A 19,001-nucleotide genomic window follows, 5' to 3' on the forward strand; every position below is an offset into this window, starting at 1 on the left:
ACCCGCTTTTTCAACCGCGCGTAACCCCCGGTCGGGTCAGAACCCCAGCCTGCGGTGCATTTCGTCCACCAGCTCGGGCGTATCATCCAGCGGGGTAACAGCCCATGGGCGTTGCAGGCGGGTTTCATCCGCCTCAAGCAATCTCACGCGCCCGGCCAGTTCCATTTCCTCGACAAAGGTACTGATCCGCCGTGAACGGCCGGGTAGAGGAAAGACGGTTACAGGGGCAAAACCGGCCACGGCCTCGGACATCATGGACACGCTATCCATGGTCACGACCAGACTATCCGCGCAGGCAATCAGGCCCAGATAGGGGTTTTCGCCCTCGCCATCCCACACGAAACCGTCCACCTGCTTGACCGCATCGCTCAGAACACGCAGGGCGGCCGCATCGGTCCGGCGCGAGGGCGTTACCAGCAGGCTGCCCCCTTCCGCGCGCATGGTTTCCACCAGCACACGCCCCAGCCGCGCGGCCTCGGCCACACCAAAGGTGTACCGGCCGTTGGACCCTCCGACCAGCACCGCCACCAGCGGGCGGGGCAAATGGGCAAAGCGTGGCGCCCAGAGTGCTTTTGCCTCATCCAGCCGCTCACGCGTGAGGCCATGCAGCGCCGTGCGGCCCACCAGCACGTTATGTCCGCTGATTTCATCATGACGGCAGGCAACCACCAGATCGAAACGCCCCAGATCCAGCCTGGGGTGCTGCACCTGCACAACCGGCAGGCGCTCCCTGCGCCCCGGCGGCTGGTGTTCGCCCAATGCCGCACCCAGCGCTCCGCCCTTGCCCCCAATGCTGATCACCACATCCGAAGCACCCAGATCTTCATGCTCATGCAGGTGGCGGCCATCCGGGCCGCGCAGGAAGCCATGGCTGAGCCAACGTGGGCCAGACAGGGCCAGACGCGCCACACGGTCCGGGCAGATAGGGCAGAACACCCCGTGCCACCCGGCCCGTGTGGCGAGCCCCAGCGCCTGCGAACGCATACCCGCGAAATCTTCCCCCATGACAAACGCCTGACACGGCTTGAGCGCACACTCATCCGACCCGGATACTGCCGTTTGCCCGGCCTCCTGCTCCACCTTTACTGGTGGCGGTCGCGTGTCATTGCTGTCCGCGGCATAGTCAACACTCGCCATCACGCGCTTTCCTTTGCTACACCCCGTCTGGCGCGTTTGGCGCGCCGTTATTTTTCCTATGGGTAGTCCCAGCCCTGTCGTCAGACTACACACCGTATTTAAGAGCACAAGAAAGGCAACAGCATGGCTGACAGCTTCGAACACACCGGCCTGTCCCCCGTTCTGTGCGCCATGGCCGCCAAGGCCGGGCTGACGCAGCCCACCCCCATTCAGGATGCCGCCATTCCGGCTATTCTGCAGGGGCGCGATATTCTGGCCACTGCCCCCACCGGCACTGGCAAAACCGCGGCCTACGCGCTGCCACTGATCCAGACCCTGCTACAAACACGCAAAGCACGCATGGTTCTGGTGCTGCTGCCCACGCGTGACCTTGTGCTCCAGACAGCAAAAGTCTTCCTGCACTGCATGGGGGTTGCAACAGGGCGTGGCAAAGCCACCAGCCAGCCTCCCGTGCCGGTTGTGCCCATTATCGGCGGCACGGACCGCGCGGAGCAGACACAGGCTCTGGTGGATGCGACATCGGACCTGACACGCCCCTGCACCCAGATCCTGATTGCAACACCCGGCCGCCTGCTTGACCTTGTCATGGCGGGTCAGTGCTCGCTGGATGACTGTGCAAGCCTCGTGCTTGATGAAGGCGACCGCCTGCTTTCTGCCGAGTTTCTGGATGAGACCTCGGCCCTGCTCGACCACCTGCCCCAGCCCCGGCAGACCCTTGTTTTTTCGGCTACCCGGCCCGATGCACAGGCCAGCCTTCTGGCCAGCCTGCTATACAAACCGCAGGAAATTACCGTCGAGCGCGAACCGCTCAAGCGTGGGCCGATCCGGCAGGGTGCGCTGTTCATGGAAGACACGCAAAAAGCGGCTTTCCTCAAAACCTTTTTCAGCCGCGCTCCCAAAACCCGCAGCATCGTGTTCGTCCGCACCAAGGCAGAAGCCGACCAGCTTGCCGCAACACTCCGCAAGGCAGGCTTTGCCGCAGCCCCCCTGCATGCTGACCTGACACAGGAGCGCCGCACCAGCACGCTGGCCAGTTTTGGCTCAGGCCGCCTGTTCATTCTGGTTGCGACCGATGTGGCAGCACGCGGGCTGGATATTGCCGCCGTGGCGCAGGTTATCAATTACGATGTGCCCGAACAGCCTGAGACCTATCTGCACCGCATTGGCCGCACCGGGCGTGCGGGCCAAAAAGGCTCGGCCCTGACGCTCTGCGCTGCCGCCGAGCGCAAGCGCCTGCGACAGGTCGAGGTAGGTGCCGGTGTAAAACTGCGGATTCTCAGCCCTGAGCAGGCCCTGTCTACCGAACAGGACACCTCAAAAAGCCGCCGCACACGTTAAGCACCACCGCAGGATCACGCGCGAAATCGCAAGGGTAACGGTTGGGGGATTGCAGGGAAGCAGAACCCGAACCATACTTCGCCCCCATGCGGGCCAGACCTTTTTCCCTGTTCCCCTTACGCCCGTGGCAAGCTCGCCATGGCAGCAACGCGCAGGACAGCGTCAGGGGGAAAACATGAGTTGCGCGTCCAAACGCCGTCATGCGGGGCGGCGGCGCGTGCGTGTCCGCACCGTATCCGATGCCCTGCCTCTACCTTTACCTGTCCCGCCAGCAGCTCCACCCCAGTACCCTCCCCCTGACCTGAGCCCATGGCTTGCCGGAAACTGCGGCCTACGCGGCGTGCATCATTTCGAAAGCAGTCTGCCCGGCCCGCATGTTGTCGTAACCGCTCTCATGCACGGCAACGAACCATCCGGCGCCTATGCGCTGAACATGCTGCTGAAAAAAGGCCCCAAACCCCGCCACGGGCGGCTGAGCCTGATTTTTCTCAACCCCGATGCCTATGCGCGCTACAACCCGGCCCACCCCACCCGCGCGCGCTATGTGGAAGAAGACATGAACCGCCTGTGGCGGCCTGGACTGATCCACTCCCAGCACGACTCCCTTGAAATGCGCCGTGTGCGTGAGGTGCTGCCCGTTATCGAAACCGCAGACCTGCTGCTGGACCTGCACTCCATGCTCTGGCCCGGCCCGCCGCTTTTCCTGCATAGCGGGCAGGAACGTAACCACAGCATGGCCTGCCATCTGGCGGGCGGGCTTTCCCCCACACCGCTTGTTATCTGCGATGACGGCCATCAGGATGGCAGCAGGCTGATCGACTATGCGCGGTTTTCCGCCCAAGGGGGGCAGGCCCGCGCCTGCCTGCTCGAAACCGGTCAGCACTGGAGCCAGAGTGCCGCACAGACTGCCGTGCAGGCTGTCAGGCAATTTACGGCCGTGACCGGCACGCAAGGCTTGAGCGGGGCGGATACACAAAGCGGAATTTGTAAAAAACCACCGATTGAAACAGCAACAGTTACAGACTGCGTGCAGGCCCACACAGCCACCTTTGCTTTTGTGCGCCCTTATGCCAGTGCAGAGATCATTCCCACTGCCGGTACCGTCATTGCGCTGGACGGGCCGGATGAAATCCGCACACCATATGACAACTGCATGCTGGTCATGCCCAATTTCCGGGTGCGCCGGGGGCATACAGCCGTGCGTCTGGCGCAACCGGCCGGGCAGACACCCTAGCTTCTTTTCTGTTCCCTATAATTCCCTGATGCCGCGCACATAATAGCATCAGAAAAACAGAACCAGCGCCCCGGAAAGTCAATGTTCCGGTGTCAAAATAATGGTGTTACGTTTTCCCTGTTGTCGGAACTTCTGCTCGGACAGCCTTTGTTTTCTTATCAAAGAGACACCGAAACCATGACCTTTTCCATTGTTGCGCGCTGCTCCCGCACCGGCCAATTTGCCGTGGCCGTTTCCTCTTCCTCCCCTGCTGTGGCGGCGCGTTGCGCCTTTGCCCGCGCGGGTGTGGGAGCGGTTACCTCGCAGAATGTCACGGACCGCGGCTTGGCCCTTGGGCGCTGGACCTGATGGAAGCCGGAGCTTCAGCCGAGCAGGCGCGTGACATCATCATCAGCCGCTGCACCTATCCTGCCTACCGCCAGATGACCCTGATCGACCAGGAAGGACGCACGGCCGTGTGGTCTGGTGAAAAAGCACTGGGACTGAACGCACAATTCGAAGGTGTGGATGTTGCCTGTGCAGGAAACCTGCTGGCCACCAAAGCCGTGCCGCAGGCCATTGCAGACAGCTTTGCCCAGTCTGATCCACAGCAGGAACTGGGCCTGCGCGTTATTCAGGCCATGCAGGCAGGCATTGCAGCGGGGGGCGAAGCGGGCCCCGTAAAATCCGCCGGGCTGCTGGTGGTGGATACGCAGAAATGGCCTCTGGCCGACCTGCGCGTGGATTGGGATGAAGACCCGATCACGCGCCTGAACACCCTGTGGGATGTCTGGGCACCGCAGATGCACGACTACGTGACGCGCTGCCTCAACCCTGATGCAGCCCCTTCCTACGGCGTGCCGGGCGACGAATAAGCCCCGGCACCACTGACCTGCAAGCGGATACGGGTCAGCACGACCTAATTCGTTTCGATATGATAATAATTAAGCCGCATCCAGAAAATGCGGCCCTGCAAAAGGAGACGGTCATGCCCGTCGAAAAAACCGAAGTCCTCGTCGTGGGCGCCGGTCAGGCCGGAATTGCCATGAGCGAACACCTGCGCGCATACGGTATCAAGCATGTCGTGCTTGAGCGCAGCCGTATTGCCGAGCGCTGGCGGAGCTGCCGGTGGGATTCACTGGTCGCCAATGGCCCGGCATGGCATGACCGCTTTCCCGGACTTGATTTTTCAGAAGATGGCCCGGATGATTTCGTGCCCAAGGAGCGCGTGGCAGATTATCTGGCAGACTACGCGAGCGTTATTGAAGCGCCGATCCGCTGTGGTGTGGAAGTCAAAGAAGTGCGCCGCAATGTCGGGCGCACGGGCTTTGAGGTTGAAACCTCCGAAGGTGTGATCGAGCCGAAGCCGTAGTAGCCGCCACGGGGCCGTTCCAGATTCCCGTCATCCCACCCCTTATTCCGCCCTCATCCGATTTTCTTCAGATCCATTCAGCCAGTTACCGAAACCCTGAACAACTACCTGAAGGCGCTGTCATGGTCGTGGGGGCGGGTTCCTCGGGCGTGCAGATTGCCGAAGAACTCATGCGCGCTGGCCGCAAGGTCTATCTGTCAGTCGGCCCGCATGACCGTCCGCCGCGCAGCTACCGTGGGCGCGATTTTGTCTGGTGGCTGGGTGTTCTGAACAAATGGGATGCAGAAGCAACGCCGGGGGTTGAACACACCACCATTGCCGTCAGCGGCGCCAATGGCGGGCATACGGTTGATTTCCGCCGTCTGGCTGCCGAAGGCATGACCCTGCTGGGCCGCACGGAAACATGCCGCGATGGCGTGCTGCGCTTTGCCCCTGATCTGGCGCAGAACATCGCCCGGGGCGATGCCAACTACCTGTCCCTGCTGGGCGAGGCCGATGCTTACGTAACCCGCAACGGCTGAACCTGCCGCCCGAGCCCGAAGCCCATACCTTCCTACCCGACCCTGACTGCATGACAAACCCGCTGCTGGAACTCGATCTGAAAAAAGCCGGTATTGGCACCGTTATCTGGGCAACGGGTTTTGGTGTGGATTATGGCTGGCTGAAGGTCGAGGCACTGGACGATGCCGGTCGCCCCCGCCACCAGCGCGGCGTTTCTTCTGAACCGGGCGTATATTTTCTGGGCCTGCCCTGGCAGACCCGCCGCGGCTCCTCCTTTATCTGGGGTGTGTGGCATGATGCGAAATACGTCGCGGATCACATTGCCAAGCAGCGCGGCTACATGGCCTATAAGCCAGCCAGAAAGGACGCATGATGCAAAGCCTGTCCCACTATACAGAGCAGGCCGCGCGCCTGACCCTGCGCAACCGCTGCTGGATTAACGGGCGTTTTGTCGACGCCGCATCCGGCGCGTGCTTTGACAGCATCAACCGGCCACGGCGCAGGTGCTGACAGGCGTTGCACGCGGTGGGGCGGAGGATATCGACCGTGCGGTCAGGACGGCGCGCGCTGCCTTTACCGATGGCCGCTGGTCGCGCCTGTCCCCCACGGCACGCAAGGATACGCTGCTGCGGCTTGCCACCCTTATCCGCGAGAATCACGAAGAGTTCGCCCTGCTCGATACGCTCGACATGGGCAAGCCGATTACGGAAACCATGACGGTGGATGTGCCCGGTTCGGCGCATTTCCTGCAATGGCATGCCGAGGCCATCGACAAGATCTACGATGAAATCGCTCCCACGGGCGGGCGCGATATCGCCATGATCCGCCGCATGCCGCTTGGGGTTGTGGGGGCCGTGGTGCCGTGGAACTTCCCGCTGGATATGGCGATCTGGAAACTGGCTCCGGCTTTGGCCGCGGGCAACTCGGTGGTGCTCAAACCCGCTGAACAGTCGCCGCTCTCTGCCCTGCGACTGGCCGAGCTTGCCACCGAAGCCGGGCTGCCCGATGGCGTACTGAACGTGGTGCCGGGCTTTGGCGAGGAAGCCGGGCAGGCTCTTGGCCGCCATGAAGATGTGGACTGCCTCGTGTTCACGGGCTCGACCGATGTGGGCAAGCTGTTCATGCGCTATGCGGGTGAAAGCAACATGAAGCCCGTCTGGCTCGAAACCGGCGGCAAAAGCCCTAACATCATCTTCCCCGATGCCGATCTGGAAGCCGCTGCCGACAAGGCGGCCTTTGGCATTTTCTTCAATCAGGGTGAGGTCTGCTCCGCCAATTCACGCATGCTTGTGCATGCCGACATTGCCGAGGACATGATCGAGCGGATGCGCCAGCGCGCGGAGGCCATCATACCCGGCAACCCGCTTGACCCCGCAACACGCATGGGGGCCATGGTCGATGCCCGCCATGCCGCACGGGTGGCGGAGTTTCTGGCCTCGGGCCGGGCTACATCCCGCCTTGTGGCCGGGGGCGAGCGGCTGAGTATTGGCGCGTCTGACGCGTTCATCCAGCCGACTGTCTTTGCCGATGTGCCGCATGATGCGCCTATCGCGCGTGAGGAAATCTTCGGGCCGGTTCTGGCCATCCAGACCTTCCGCACCGAGGACGAGGCCCTGAGCCTTGCCCATGACACGCCATACGGCCTCGCCGCCTCTGTCTGGACACGCGATATCGGGCGCGCCCTTGACCTGTCCGAGCGCCTGCAGGTGGGCACTGTATCCGTCAACACGGTGGATGCGCTCTCGGTCATGACGCCATTTGGCGGTGTCAAACAATCCGGCTTCGGGCGGGATCTCTCGCTGCACAGCTTTGACAAATACACAGCGCTGAAAACCGTATGGATTCAGTACTGACCTCAGCTTAATGGATGCAGAACATCAGAAATAATTTCTTTTTCTGAACCCATAAAACATTCCACACTCGCAACAGGATCACGCGGGCTGTCATTCCGGCCTCCGGTTATTGCCACCGGGGCCAGACAGCCCGCCCCCGTTCGCGTGGCCCGGCATGGCACAGCATCGCCATGCCGCAGCAACTCATACAGGGAACACAAGACCATGGCCCATACACGCCTCCGTCCTTTCAACACCAAGGACACCTATCCCGAGCAGGCCCTTGATAACGACCTGTGTCAGGCCGTTATCACGCGCAACACCATCTACCTGCGCGGTCAGGTACCGCAGGACCTCGACACGCGCGAGAATATCGGCGTGGGCGACCCCATCGCGCAGGCCGAAAAGGTCATGGACAACATCACCCTCCTGCTGACCGAAGCGGGCGCCAAGCTGATCGATATCTGCAAGGTGACTGTATACCTGACCGACATCCGCCACCGCGAGGCCACCTACCGCGTACTGGGCCGCCGCATGAAAGGCGTTTTTCCCGTCTTTACCGGTCTTGTGGTTGTGGCGCTTGCCCGCCCGGAATGGCTGATTGAAGTCGACGTCATAGCCGAACGCGAATAGCCGCCACCCTACCCCGCCGCCCGGACCGGCTGCGGGGTTTCTTTCGGCGCAAAATGTTTCGATATCACCACAAACAGGACTCCGTCGCCTGACGCCACTGGAAGGAACCGCCACATGACCGACGCCGCGACGGCACGCGGGCCCGAAGCCCACACAATCTACCAGATTCCACTCGACCAGAGACACGGCCGCCCGCGCGACCTGTTTACCGTATGGTTCGGCTCCAACATCATGATGCTGACCATCATCACTGGCGCGCTGTCCACTACCGTGTTCGACCAGCCGTTCTGGCCTGCCATGCTGTCCGCCGTGCTGGGCAACATGATCGGTGGCCTGTTCATGGCCCTGCATGCCGCACAGGGGCCGCAGCTTGGCGTGCCTCAGATGGTGCAGACACGCGGCCAGTTTGGCTCTCTGGGGGCCATGGCGGTTATCTGTCTGGTAGTGGTGATGTATGTCGGTTTCTTCGCCTCCAACCTTGTGCTGGGTGGACAGTCCCTGCACACGGTAGCGACCTTCCTGCCTGAAAAAGCCTGTATTGTGCTGCTGGGCCTGATCAGCCTTGTGGCCACCATTTATGGCCATGACCTGATCCACGCCTACACACGGCTGATGACCATCATTTCCGGGTTGGCACTGGCACTGTGCTTTATCTGGATTCTGGGTGTGAACGGCGTGTCTTCCGCCACGCTGTCGCACGGCACGTTCACCATTTCGGGCTTTCTGGGTGGGCTTTCCACCGCTGCCCTGTGGCAGATTGCCTATGCCCCCTATGTTTCGGATTATTCGCGCTATCTGCCGCCCGGCACAGGCAGCCGTCAGGCTTTTCTGGCCAGCTACTGGGGCTGCGTTCTGGGCTCGCTCTTTCCCATGATTCTGGGCGCGCTGCTGGGCGTGATCGCAGCCGGGGGCGATGTTGTCAGCACCCTGACGGCACAGGTCGGATCTCTGGCCCTGTTCATTATTCCCGTGCTGTCACTGGGCATTGCCTGCACCAACGCCATGAACCTCTATTGCGGCGCGCTATCGGCCATCACGGTTGTGCAGACCCTGATCCCCTCATGGAAAGCAACCCATGTGGGCCGCGCGGGCACAGCTGTTGTGCTGGCCAGTCTTTCGCTCGTGATCGCTCTGGGGGCGGCTGCGAACTTTATGGAAGAATACACGAACTTCATTCTTCTGCTGCTCTACGTAATGGTGCCGTGGACCGCGATCAATCTGGCTGATTTCTATCTGATCCGGCATGGACAGTATGATGTGGCCTCGTTCTTCCGGGCAGATGGCGGCGTGTATGGCCGCTACTGCTGGCCCGCCCTGATTGCCTATGTGTTTGGTATCCTGATCCAAATCCCCTTCGTTTCCAACGGCCTTTATACCGGGCCTGTTGCCAACATGCTGGGCGGGGCCGATATTTCATGGATCGTGGGGCTGATCTTTGTCACCGTATTCTATGTCTGGCTGATGCGCCATGAACGCGCCGGGCAGCCTGCCATCGGGAGTGCCGAATAATGACCACCCAGACCGATTTCCCTACCGAGTTCGACTATATCATCGTCGGCGGTGGTGCTGCGGGCTGCGTGCTCGCCAACCGCCTGAGCGCGCGCAGCAACCTGCGCGTCGCCCTGATTGAAGCCGGCGGGCCCGACAACACGCCGCGTATTCATGTACCGGCAGGCACCATTTCGCTCTACAAAAGCCAGAAATACACCTACCAGTATTACTCCACCCCGCAGACGCATCTCGATAACCGGCGCATTCATGTCCCGCGCGGGCGGATGCTGGGTGGCTCGTCCTCCATGAACAGCATGATCTATATCCGTGGCGCCCGCTCGGATTACGACCACTGGGAAAGCCTTGGCTGTACCGGCTGGGGTTATGACTCGGTGCTGAAATACTTCATGCGCGAGGAAGACAACCGCCTGCATCAGGACCCGCAGTTTCATGGCACGGGCGGTGAACTGATCGTGGATCAGCCGCGCGACCCGCTGGATGTATCACGCCTGTTCATTAAGGCCGCTGAGGAAGTCGGGCTGAAAGCCAATACCGATTTCAACGGCGCACAGCTTGAAGGCGTGGGTATCTACAATGTCACCCAGAAAGACGGCAAACGCCTGAGTGCCTATCGCGCTTTTGTGGCCCCCGTGCTCTCGCGCCCCAACCTGCATGTGCTGACCGGCTGCCGCGTTGCCTCACTGGTAACAGATGGGCGGTCCGTGCAGGGGGTGACTGTGGAACATAATCAGCAGTTCCACATCCTGCGCGCCCACCGTGAAACCATTCTGTCCGCCGGGGCGGTCGGCTCCCCTCACCTGCTTATGGCCTCTGGCATTGGCAATGCCGAGGAACTGCTGGAATCCGGTGTGTCCGTGGTGGCGGACCTGCCGCAGGTCGGCCGTAACCTGCAAGACCATATTGATGGTCTGGTCACGCTCCGTTCCGGCTCAGCCTCGACACTGGGTTTTTCACGCGCATCGCTCGGCTCCGTGCTGCCTGCCCCGTTGCAGTTTCTGCTCCGCCGCAAAGGCTGGCTGACCACAAACTACGTGGAAGCCGGAGGCTTTGCCTCCACCCGCTATGCCGAAGGCGTGCCTGATGTGCAGTTCCACTTCGTGCCCGGCTATCGCAGCCATCGCGGACGGCTGTTTGAATGGGGCCACGGTTTTGCTCTGCATACCTGTGTGCTGCGCCCCCATAGCCGCGGCAGCATCCGCCTGACGCGCAACGGCAGCCGCAGCCCTGAAATCGACTTCAACTTCCTGTCCGACGAACGTGATGGGCTGGTGTTGCTCGAAGGCATCAAGCTGGCCCGCCGCATCCTGCGCGCCTCTGCTTTCGATGGTATTCGCGGCAAGGAAATGGCCCCCGTGGCAACACTCCAGACCGATGCGGAGCTAATGGAGTATCTGCGCGCCTCCGCCAGCACGGTGTTCCACCCTTCAGGCACCTGCCGTATGGGGTCTGACAGTGCCAGCGTGCTCACGCCAGACCTGAAAGTGCGGGGCCTCAAAGGGCTGCGCGTGGCGGATACGTCCATCATGCCCACACTCATCAGTGGTAACACCAATGCCCCCACCATGATGATTGGCGACAAAGCCGCCGACATGATCCTGTCGGAGTTGGCATGAACACCTCTCTTTCCACCCGCGACATTCTGGAAAAGCTGATCGCGTTTCCAACGCTCTGCCGCACAGAGAACGTGGAACTGATTGACTGGATCGAGGCTTTTCTCCGCGACCTTGGTGCGCGCTGCCTGCGGGTCGCTGGCGAGCACCCCGGGCGGTTCAACCTGTTTGCCAGTATCGGGCCGGAAACGGACGATGGTATCGTGCTGTCAGGCCATAGCGATGTGGTGCCGGTGGAAGGCCAGCCCTGGACAACAGACCCCTTCGCCCTGACCGAACGCGATGGCAAGCTGTACGGGCGCGGCACCAGCGATATGAAAGGGTTTCTGGCCTGCATGCTGGTGGCCGCCCGCCATGCCGCGCAGAAGCCGGACCTGCGCGCCCCATTGCATCTGGCTTTTTCGCATGATGAGGAAATCGGCTGTGTAGGCGTGCATTCCCTGCTGCGTGATCTGGCGGCACAGGGCTTTAAAGCCCGCGGTTGCGTTATTGGCGAACCCACAGGCCTGCACGTAATCTCGGGCCACAAGGGTAAGCTGGCAGCCAAAATCACCTGCCACGGGCTGGCCGCACATTCAGCCAACCCCGCGCGTGGGTGCAACGCCATTTCACTGGCTGCCAGCATGGTGAAAGCCATTGAAGAACTGCAGGAAGAGCTGAAAAATAACGGCATTCTGGACGACCATTTTGAGGTGCCCTACAGCACCATGCAGGTGGGCCTGATCCGGGGTGGGGTTGCCCTCAATATCGTACCGGACCTGTGCGATGTTCAGTTTGAAATGCGCCTGCTGCCCGGTGCCGATCCGCAGCCATGGATTGAACGCCTGCGGCAGGAGGCCGCCCGCCTGTGCGCCAATACCCCGCATGCACGCATCGAGATTGAAACGCTCAATGCCTATCCCGGTCTGGACACCGCCGAAGATGTATCCTTCCTGCGCGACATCATGCGCATTACGGGTGACAACCGGGCATCACGCATCGGATTTGGCACAGAAGGTGGCCTGTTCAACGAATATCTGAACATGCCCGTGGTTGTCTGTGGCCCCGGCTCCATAGACCGTGCGCATAAGGCGGATGAGTTCATCCTGCCTGAAGAGCTTGATGCCTGTGGGTATTTTGTAAAACAGATTGTGGATACACTGCTCTAACGTAACCGGGCAGCCACATGGAGCCTGTTGTAAAACAGTGCTCCACAGATCAGACATGAAACCCTAAGTTGATACAAAGGGTTTCATGCAATCAATCATCATAGGATGCGGAACGCCCGCGCTTGATGGCGGAGCGGTGGTTTTTACCGTCCAGCCTGCGCTGGCGTGCGGCCCTGCTGGGGCGGGTTGCTACCCGAAACGCCGGGCGATGCGTTGCCTCGCGCAGTAGGGCGGCCAGCCGCTCCACCGCATCTTCCCGGTTACGCTGCTGGGTGCGGAACCGCCGCGCGGTAATGACAATCACCCCATCGCGCGTGGCGCGACTGCCCGCCAGTTCCAGCAACCGGGTGCGCACCCGGTCTGAAAGGGAGGGAGAACGCGCGGCGTCAAAGCGAAGCTGAGCGGCGGTCGCAACCTTGTTGACATTCTGCCCACCCGGCCCGGAAGCCAGAATGTAGCTGAACTCCAGTTCGCTCTCTGCCAGAAACAGTCCGGGGGCAATAGGAATGGCCATGCGCGCTGCATATCACGCTTTGCCACCCGCAGGCCATGCCGGAATACTCACTGGCAGGAAAACGCCCGGCTTACTCAGCCTCCACCCGCCAGATCCTTGACCGAGGCATCCGCCTGACCTTTCACCCAATAGCCTGATGCCTTGATCCATGGCAGCGGCACGCCGCGATCGTGCACAAGATACTGCCTGACGGCTTTGGCCACATGAGCCTCTGCCCCTACCCAGATAAAACTCCCTTCCGGTATAGTCAGTTTTTCTAGAACAGCCAGAATACCGCGTGCATCATCAGCCTGTTGCATGGGCCTGTGCACCCAATGCGCCTGATGGTGGGCACTTGTTGCAAAAACCTGCTCATCCTCTGGCCCTGGCACCGTCACAACCGTGGTGACATGCGCCTGCGCGGGTAGTTCCTCCACCCGGCGGCCAATGGCGGGCAGAGCCGTTTCATCACCAATCAGCAGCCAGCGATCGACCGCCCCTGCAATAACCTGCGAGCCTTTAGGGCCACCTATGTCCAGCCTGTCTCCCGACCGGGCTGCCCGGGCCCATGCAGCGGCTGGCCCGCCCTCATGATTAACAAAATCAAGCGTTAGCATGCGCGTGGCCGGGTCATAACGGCGGGGCGTATAATCCCTGCGCACCAGAGCCCCATCCAGACCGGGAATGAAAATCTTGATGTGATCATCAGGGGATGCACTAACAAAGCCCTCCAGTTCAGGCCCTGTCAGCGTCACGCGGATCATATGGGGGGTGAGCCGGATAGCGGAAACAACCTCAAGGCAGCGTTTGCGCAATTCATGTCGCACACGGCTGATTTCAGGCGCATGGCCCCAATGTCCGATATTTTTATCCATAAACCGCACTCCTTTCCTTTGATCCACAAACTTTCAGAGACGGGACACCGCGCTGGCGGCCTCATCGATCAGTGCTGCAATTTTTTCTTCGGTTTCAGCATCCAGCCCTCCATTGCGGAGCCTCAGGCGCAATGATGTTTTAAGGTTTTCCATGGCCCGCATGACCGGCACCGGCGCATGCCGCCCGCCTCGCCCCTCGGGCGCACCACGCGCCACACGAGAGAGAATTTCCTCCACCGCCGCACGGCTGGCCTCAAGGAACGCTGTTCCCTGTGGGGTAATATGGAAATGTTTACGCCCTTCCTGCTCGACCAGAGTGGCGTAACCCGCCTCTTCCAGCCAGGTCAGCGTCGGGTAGATCACGCCGGGGCTGGGCGTATAGCTACCCGCAAAACGCTCTTCAATGGTGCGGATCAGTTCATACCCGTAAGTCGGTTTTTCCGAAATTAGGTTCAGAACCAGCAGGCGCATTTCGCCGTAATCGAACAGTCTGTGCCGGTGGCGACCACCGCCTCGCCCGCCTCTGCCACCATGCCGCCCTTCAGGCGCGGAACCCGCATGCTTCGGGGGAAAAAACCAGCGGCTACGGCCGCCGTCATGTCTGTTTCTGTGTTTCATATCACGATACATATATCCCGATATATCTTACGTCAAGATATATCGGGATATGTTTTTCTACCACTCACCCGGCAGGCCACCACGCAAAAGGCCACCAGAGGCAATTCTGTTGAAAAAACAGGCTGCTTCTGCAAAAAACATCTGTCGCGCCCGGTTTCACCATGGAGTGCCGAAAGTGAAGTTTTCCCTGCGGCAGATCGAATATTTTGTCGCTACGGCCGAAACAGGCTCCATCGTACAGGCCTCGCGACAGATTCCGATCTCACAGCCCGCCATATCCGCCGCCATTGCGCATCTTGAAAGCGTGTTTGGGGTTTCGCTCTTTATCAGACACCATGCGCAAGGGCTGGCCCTCACCCCCGAAGGCCGGGTTGTGCTGGAAGAAGCCCGCACCCTTCTGTTGCAGGCACAGGAACTGGGGAGTTCGCTCAACGGCATGCTGGGCCGCGTGCAGGGCGAAGTGACCGTGGGCTGCATGACCACACTTTTCCCGCTTCTGGCCCCTGACCTTATCCAGCGCTTCAGTGCCACCTACCCCGAAGCACGGCTGCACGTGATTGCGGGCCATCATGAGGAACTGAGCGAAAAGCTCCGTGGGGGCGAAATTTCGGTCATGATCAGCTACAACATGACCATGCCGCCCGCCATCAGCTTTCAGCCGCTCTCTGCACTCCCGCCTTATGTCTTTACCTCGTCGGATCATCCTTTCGCCCGGAAAAAGCGCGTGCACCTGCGTGATCTGGCCGATGAGCCTTTCTGCTGCTCGACCTGCCTTTTTCACGCGATTATTTTCTTCAGCTTTTTTCAAGTGCAGGCATTACGCCGCGGATTGCTGGGCATTATCCGAGCATGGATGTCATCCGTAGCCTTGCTGCACGCGGTGTCGGGTTTGGCATGGGTAATGCCCGCCCCCGCAACCAGCACGCCCTTGACGACAAGCCACTGGCCTATCTGGCGCTGACCGATAGGTGCGCGCCTCTTATCTATGGTCTATTCACCATCACGGAGCAAAGGTTACCACTCAGGGTTTCCGCTTTTATGGATATGTGCCTGCGCGAACTTTCTGGTCAGCCCCTGCCCGGCACCATCGCTGACGATAGCGACTAACAACCAAGCCGCACGCGCCACCACTACGGCAGCATTAACCCCAGAAGCAAGACCGCGCACGGAAACAGACTGTGACCGACATAAAAAACAACCGATCACAGAAACTGTTTTCTTAACAAATCTCAGTAGAAACGCAGCGTATTACAGCAGGCGCAAACCGCTGCGTGATGACGCCCTACCGATCTGTCCGGCGGGCTGGAATGAGCGTTCATCAAGTTTGAACTGCGCGACCAAACGGGCCAGCTCATCCGACATTGTGGAAAGATTGTGACTTGCAGCGGCACTTTCCTCAGCAACGGCCGCATTCTGCTGGGTTGTCTGCTCCATGTCCGTCATGGCGATGCCAATCTGGCTCATGCTGGATGACTGTTCCTGTGCTGCAGAAGCAATATTGGAGACCAGAACGTTAATGTCCTGAATCTGCGTCACAATTTTCTGGAGCAGCTCTCCCGTTTCACGCACCAGCGCAACCCCGGCCGCCACATGCGTGCCAGACCGACTGACCAGAGCGGAAATATCTTTCCCCGCTTCGGCTGAACGCTGGGCCAGAACACGCACTTCGCTCGCCACCACGGCAAAACCACGCCCTACATCGCCAGCCCGTGCAGCCTCTACACTCGCATTGAGTGCAAGGATATTGGTCTGGAAGGACAGATTGCCAATAATACCCACAATACTGGCGATCTCTTCGGACGATTTTTCAATTTTGTTAATGGCATCAACCGTGTTTTGCACAACCGTAGCAGACTGCATGGCATCGCCCCGCGCGGCATCGGCCAGTTTATGCGCCTGCTGCGTTTCTTCGGTTGTCTGGCGAATCCGGCGTGTAACCAGCGCTAGCGCAGCCGAGGTTTCCTCCAGCGTTGCCGCCTGCTGTTCTGTCCTGCGCGACAGATCATCGCTGCTCTGACGGATACCATCAGCATTGGCCATGACATCCTGCGTGTTGCCGGATATCCGCTTCATGGTGTCTTCAAGACGTTCGGCCATGGCGTTGAAGTTTTCCTTCAACACCTCAACCCGCGCAGGCATGTTGCTCTCGATCCGGTAGGTCAGGTCGCCATCCGACAAGGCCGCCAGTGCCTCGGTAATGACAGTGATGACGTCGCGGTCTTCCTGAGCGCGGTGTTCACGCTCGGCCTGAGCCGCCGCACGGGCTTCATCCGCCACTTTGTTGAGCTGGATGAAATAATGATACATCACAACGGATATATCCGACATCACAGACCGTACAAGAGACTCGATAAGCTGGTTCCTGTTACCACTGAACAGGGACTTTTTCTTGACCAGAGTCTCTACAAGACCGCTGACATACTGCGCGTATACCTGACTGAGATAGCGGATATAATCCACCTCGCCAGCCAGACGGTTGGCAATGCGCTCTTGCACGGCAAAATAATCATCGCAGAAATTCCCCTGACTGATATAGGAGAATTTCTTTACTTCTTCGGACAGAACATCGCTTTTCATAGCCTGAAGCTAGAATCCGACGCCCTGTAGGCACGCAGGAGAATTTTTTCCAGATCGCCGTTTACGGCGTTCCATACAGTCTGTCCGGTTTTCTGATCCGCGCTATTCCAGGAAGGAAGCGCCTTTTTGAGATCAATCATGATGTGCACTCCTGCTTCAATAAAATGGTAATCATATTCAAAAAAAAAATGCAATTGTTTACTTTTTATAAATTTCTCTTAACCTGACAGAACAAGAAAAATAAATATCCATTTCATTCCCTTTAACAAAAGAGGCATCACCTTCACTTCCGTTAAGGACATTTATAGTAACCACATCCTGAGCAGTCGGCTTCGGCGTTGAAATCAAATACCCCTGCGCCTCTGTGCACCCCTCAAATACAATGCTGCGGAACTGTTCTTCTGTTTCGACACACTCGGCCACAACGGGAATACCAAGCCGCTTGCCTATGTCGGCCGCTGCTTTCACCACCGAAGCGCATTCGGCTCTTTCGACCATATCCCGCACGAAGGAACCGTCGATCTTGATCTTGTCCACATGGAATGTCCGCAGATGAGAAAAGGAGGAATACCCGGTGCCAAAATCATCCAGCGAAAGACGTACACCCATTGCGTGCAGCCGGTGCAGATCGGCCAGAACATCGGCATCTTCCGACAGGGCCGCGGTTTCCGTTATCTCGATTTCCAGCCGTTCAGCAGGCAGCCCCGTTTCGCGCAATGTCTCCATGACAGCCGGAACAAGGGACTGCCTGCCGAACTGCCGCCCCGATATATTGACCGCAACCCGCGCCGAATCCTCCCAATGCAACGCATCAGAACAGGCTCGCTTCAGCACAAAAGCACCCAGATGCCTGATCAGATCGGTTTCTTCGGCTATCGGCACGAAGCTGGCAGGAGACACCCAGCCCCATAAGGGCCGATACCAGCGCACCAGCGCCTCACGCGTGCTGACCCGACCGCTGCTGACATCCATGATCGGCTGGTAAAAAACAAACAGCCCTTCGCCTGTTTCCAGCGCATGCCGCAGGTCCTGCTCAAGCTGCATACGCTCAAGCAGATGCCGCTCCATATCGGGATGAAAAAACCCGACCGCGCCTTTACGGCCACTTTTAGCCACACGCATGGCAATGTCCGCCCGCGCAATCAATCGATCACTGCTGGTGCCATGCTGGGGTCTTTTCACTATACCAATAACCGCCGCAACACCGGGCAGCATTTTCTGCCCCAGCCAATAAGGACGGCCCAGAACCTCCACCAGCATATTGGCAAAACGCTCAAGGCGCTCACGCTCAGCATAAGGAACAATTACGGCAAACTGGCTCTCTTCCAACCGCCCAATATGGCTTTCCGGCTCCGATTGGCACGCCAGACGCAGGCGGTCCGCCACCTGAACAATCAGCTTCGCCAACATGGCGTCCATTCAGGTCATTCACTGTTTCAAAGCCAACCAGACTAATCAGCAGGACACCCGCCACCAGAGGCGCTCCCTCTCCGGGCTGATACGCTGGCTAAAGGCATGCCGGTTTTCCAGCCCCGTCAGCGCATCATGATGCGCGAGCTTCCAGATATGAGCTTCCGCCTCCACCTGTTTGGTCACAATCGACCATGTCAGAACGAGAATGGCCCCTTCAGCCTCCTCCAGCGCGACACGCGAAATTTGCAGGTCCAGCGTTTCCGCTCCAAGGCGGATACGGGCATGGTGGGGCAGACAGGCGCCCCCTGAAAGGATGTGCCGCTGATGGGCTGGATTTTTATGAAAAATATCAATGGTGGAGCCTAGTATGCTGTCCACCTCACGCGGCAGAAGAGCCTCTATCTGCTTCAGCAGATATATTGACGTTTTATTAACATAGCTAATTACGAATGTTTCTGGATCAACCGCCATAATAGCGACGGGCAGATCATCTAGTATTTTAGTGTAAAATTTTGCATTCATGCCAAGAAAATCAAATTTTATAGGCAGCCCCTGCCCTTCCTCGTCATGACTTTCTGCAAAATCCACCATTTGGAAATTCCGTTATGTAAAAATAAAAATGAAACCACACCCAAAATAAAGATAGAAACAAAATGAAATAAGGAAATGGAAATCAGGCGGAATTCAATACAATACAAACATATAAATGGAATTTTTGTTCTTTATATA

General features: G+C 59.2%; 16 protein-coding genes and 3 pseudogenes. 11 read left to right on the forward strand and 8 right to left on the reverse strand.

Going from position 1 to position 19,001, the window contains the following annotated elements; all coding sequences use genetic code 11:
• Positions 1-36 precede the first annotated feature (36 nt).
• A complete protein-coding gene (locus JCM25143_RS07725) occupies positions 37-1,005 on the reverse strand; it encodes a mitochondrial fission ELM1 family protein (RefSeq protein WP_035370727.1) in 969 nt (322 codons plus the stop codon).
• Between the two features lie 255 nt (positions 1,006-1,260).
• Here JCM25143_RS07725 and JCM25143_RS07730 point away from each other — a divergent pair, with 255 nt between their 5' ends.
• From JCM25143_RS07730 to argE, 10 genes and pseudogenes are all read left to right on the forward strand, one after another.
• Positions 1,261-2,475: a DEAD/DEAH box helicase gene (locus JCM25143_RS07730; RefSeq protein ID WP_025860640.1), complete on the forward strand. Its 1,215-nt coding sequence runs from the start codon at positions 1,261-1,263 to the stop codon at positions 2,473-2,475.
• Between the two features lie 175 nt (positions 2,476-2,650).
• A complete protein-coding gene (locus tag JCM25143_RS07735; RefSeq protein ID WP_025860641.1) occupies positions 2,651-3,709 on the forward strand; it encodes a M14 family metallopeptidase in 1,059 nt (352 codons plus the stop codon).
• 177 nt (positions 3,710-3,886) lie between these two features.
• Positions 3,887-4,563 (forward strand): annotated as a pseudogene (locus JCM25143_RS17850) (DUF1028 domain-containing protein).
• A gap of 113 nt (positions 4,564-4,676) precedes the next feature.
• Positions 4,677-5,934: pseudogene (locus JCM25143_RS17855) on the forward strand (flavin-containing monooxygenase).
• Positions 5,931-6,071, forward strand: coding sequence for a hypothetical protein (locus tag JCM25143_RS25510; protein WP_234395111.1), 141 nt, complete (start codon positions 5,931-5,933; stop codon positions 6,069-6,071). Before JCM25143_RS17855 ends, JCM25143_RS25510 begins: the two are co-directional and overlap by 4 nt.
• A complete protein-coding gene (locus tag JCM25143_RS17860; protein ID WP_234395112.1) occupies positions 6,065-7,414 on the forward strand; it encodes an aldehyde dehydrogenase in 1,350 nt (449 codons plus the stop codon). Before JCM25143_RS25510 ends, JCM25143_RS17860 begins: the two co-directional genes overlap by 7 nt.
• A 204-nt stretch (positions 7,415-7,618) precedes the next feature.
• The gene (locus JCM25143_RS07770; RefSeq protein ID WP_025860648.1) at positions 7,619-8,026 is read left to right on the forward strand and encodes a RidA family protein; all 408 of its coding nucleotides are present in this window, start codon (positions 7,619-7,621) and stop codon (positions 8,024-8,026) included.
• A gap of 114 nt (positions 8,027-8,140) precedes the next feature.
• Positions 8,141-9,535 (forward strand): purine-cytosine permease family protein, encoded by a 1,395-nt coding sequence (locus JCM25143_RS07775; RefSeq protein WP_025860649.1) that lies wholly within the window; start codon positions 8,141-8,143, stop codon positions 9,533-9,535.
• Positions 9,535-11,151, forward strand: a complete 1,617-nt coding sequence (locus JCM25143_RS07780) for a GMC family oxidoreductase (RefSeq protein ID WP_025860650.1) — start codon at positions 9,535-9,537, stop codon at positions 11,149-11,151. Before JCM25143_RS07775 ends, JCM25143_RS07780 begins: the two co-directional genes overlap by 1 nt.
• Entirely contained in the window at positions 11,148-12,296 is a 1,149-nt protein-coding gene (argE, locus tag JCM25143_RS07785; RefSeq protein ID WP_025860651.1) for an acetylornithine deacetylase, read from the forward strand. Before JCM25143_RS07780 ends, argE begins: the two co-directional genes overlap by 4 nt.
• A gap of 91 nt (positions 12,297-12,387) precedes the next feature.
• Here the strand turns inward: argE and arfB are convergent, their stop codons facing one another.
• From arfB to JCM25143_RS07800, 3 genes are all read right to left on the reverse strand, one after another.
• The gene (gene arfB, locus JCM25143_RS07790; RefSeq protein WP_025860652.1) at positions 12,388-12,810 is read right to left on the reverse strand and encodes an alternative ribosome rescue aminoacyl-tRNA hydrolase ArfB; all 423 of its coding nucleotides are present in this window, start codon (positions 12,808-12,810) and stop codon (positions 12,388-12,390) included.
• 74 nt (positions 12,811-12,884) lie between these two features.
• The gene (locus JCM25143_RS07795) at positions 12,885-13,664 is read right to left on the reverse strand and encodes a siderophore-interacting protein (protein WP_025860653.1); all 780 of its coding nucleotides are present in this window, start codon (positions 13,662-13,664) and stop codon (positions 12,885-12,887) included.
• 33 nt (positions 13,665-13,697) lie between these two features.
• Entirely contained in the window at positions 13,698-14,282 is a 585-nt protein-coding gene (locus JCM25143_RS07800) for a PadR family transcriptional regulator (protein ID WP_025860654.1), read from the reverse strand.
• Between the two features lie 175 nt (positions 14,283-14,457).
• Here JCM25143_RS07800 and JCM25143_RS25180 point away from each other — a divergent pair.
• Positions 14,458-15,389, forward strand: a pseudogene (locus JCM25143_RS25180) (LysR family transcriptional regulator).
• A gap of 141 nt (positions 15,390-15,530) precedes the next feature.
• On the opposite strand, the gene JCM25143_RS17870 reads toward JCM25143_RS25180, so the two are convergent.
• From JCM25143_RS17870 to JCM25143_RS20760, 4 genes are read right to left on the reverse strand one after another with little or no spacing between them, the layout of a single operon-like run.
• On the reverse strand, positions 15,531-16,859 hold the full coding sequence (locus tag JCM25143_RS17870; protein ID WP_025860655.1) for a methyl-accepting chemotaxis protein: 1,329 nt from the start codon (positions 16,857-16,859) through the stop codon (positions 15,531-15,533).
• The gene (locus tag JCM25143_RS22320; protein WP_159101613.1) at positions 16,856-16,999 is read right to left on the reverse strand and encodes a hypothetical protein; all 144 of its coding nucleotides are present in this window, start codon (positions 16,997-16,999) and stop codon (positions 16,856-16,858) included. Before JCM25143_RS22320 ends, JCM25143_RS17870 begins: the two co-directional genes overlap by 4 nt.
• A gap of 58 nt (positions 17,000-17,057) precedes the next feature.
• Positions 17,058-18,269 carry a putative bifunctional diguanylate cyclase/phosphodiesterase gene (locus JCM25143_RS17875; protein ID WP_159101614.1) on the reverse strand — a complete coding sequence of 404 codons (1,212 nt, stop codon included), beginning with the start codon at positions 18,267-18,269 and terminating at the stop codon, positions 17,058-17,060.
• A 45-nt stretch (positions 18,270-18,314) separates the two neighbouring features.
• On the reverse strand, positions 18,315-18,863 hold the full coding sequence (locus JCM25143_RS20760) for a nitrogen regulation protein NR(II) (protein WP_051543065.1): 549 nt from the start codon (positions 18,861-18,863) through the stop codon (positions 18,315-18,317).
• Between the last annotated feature and the right edge of the window lie 138 nt (positions 18,864-19,001).

Origin of the sequence: Acetobacter papayae JCM 25143, from assembly GCF_000613285.1 — a bacterium.
In the GTDB taxonomy this organism is placed as follows: Bacteria; Pseudomonadota; Alphaproteobacteria; order Acetobacterales; family Acetobacteraceae; genus Acetobacter; species Acetobacter papayae.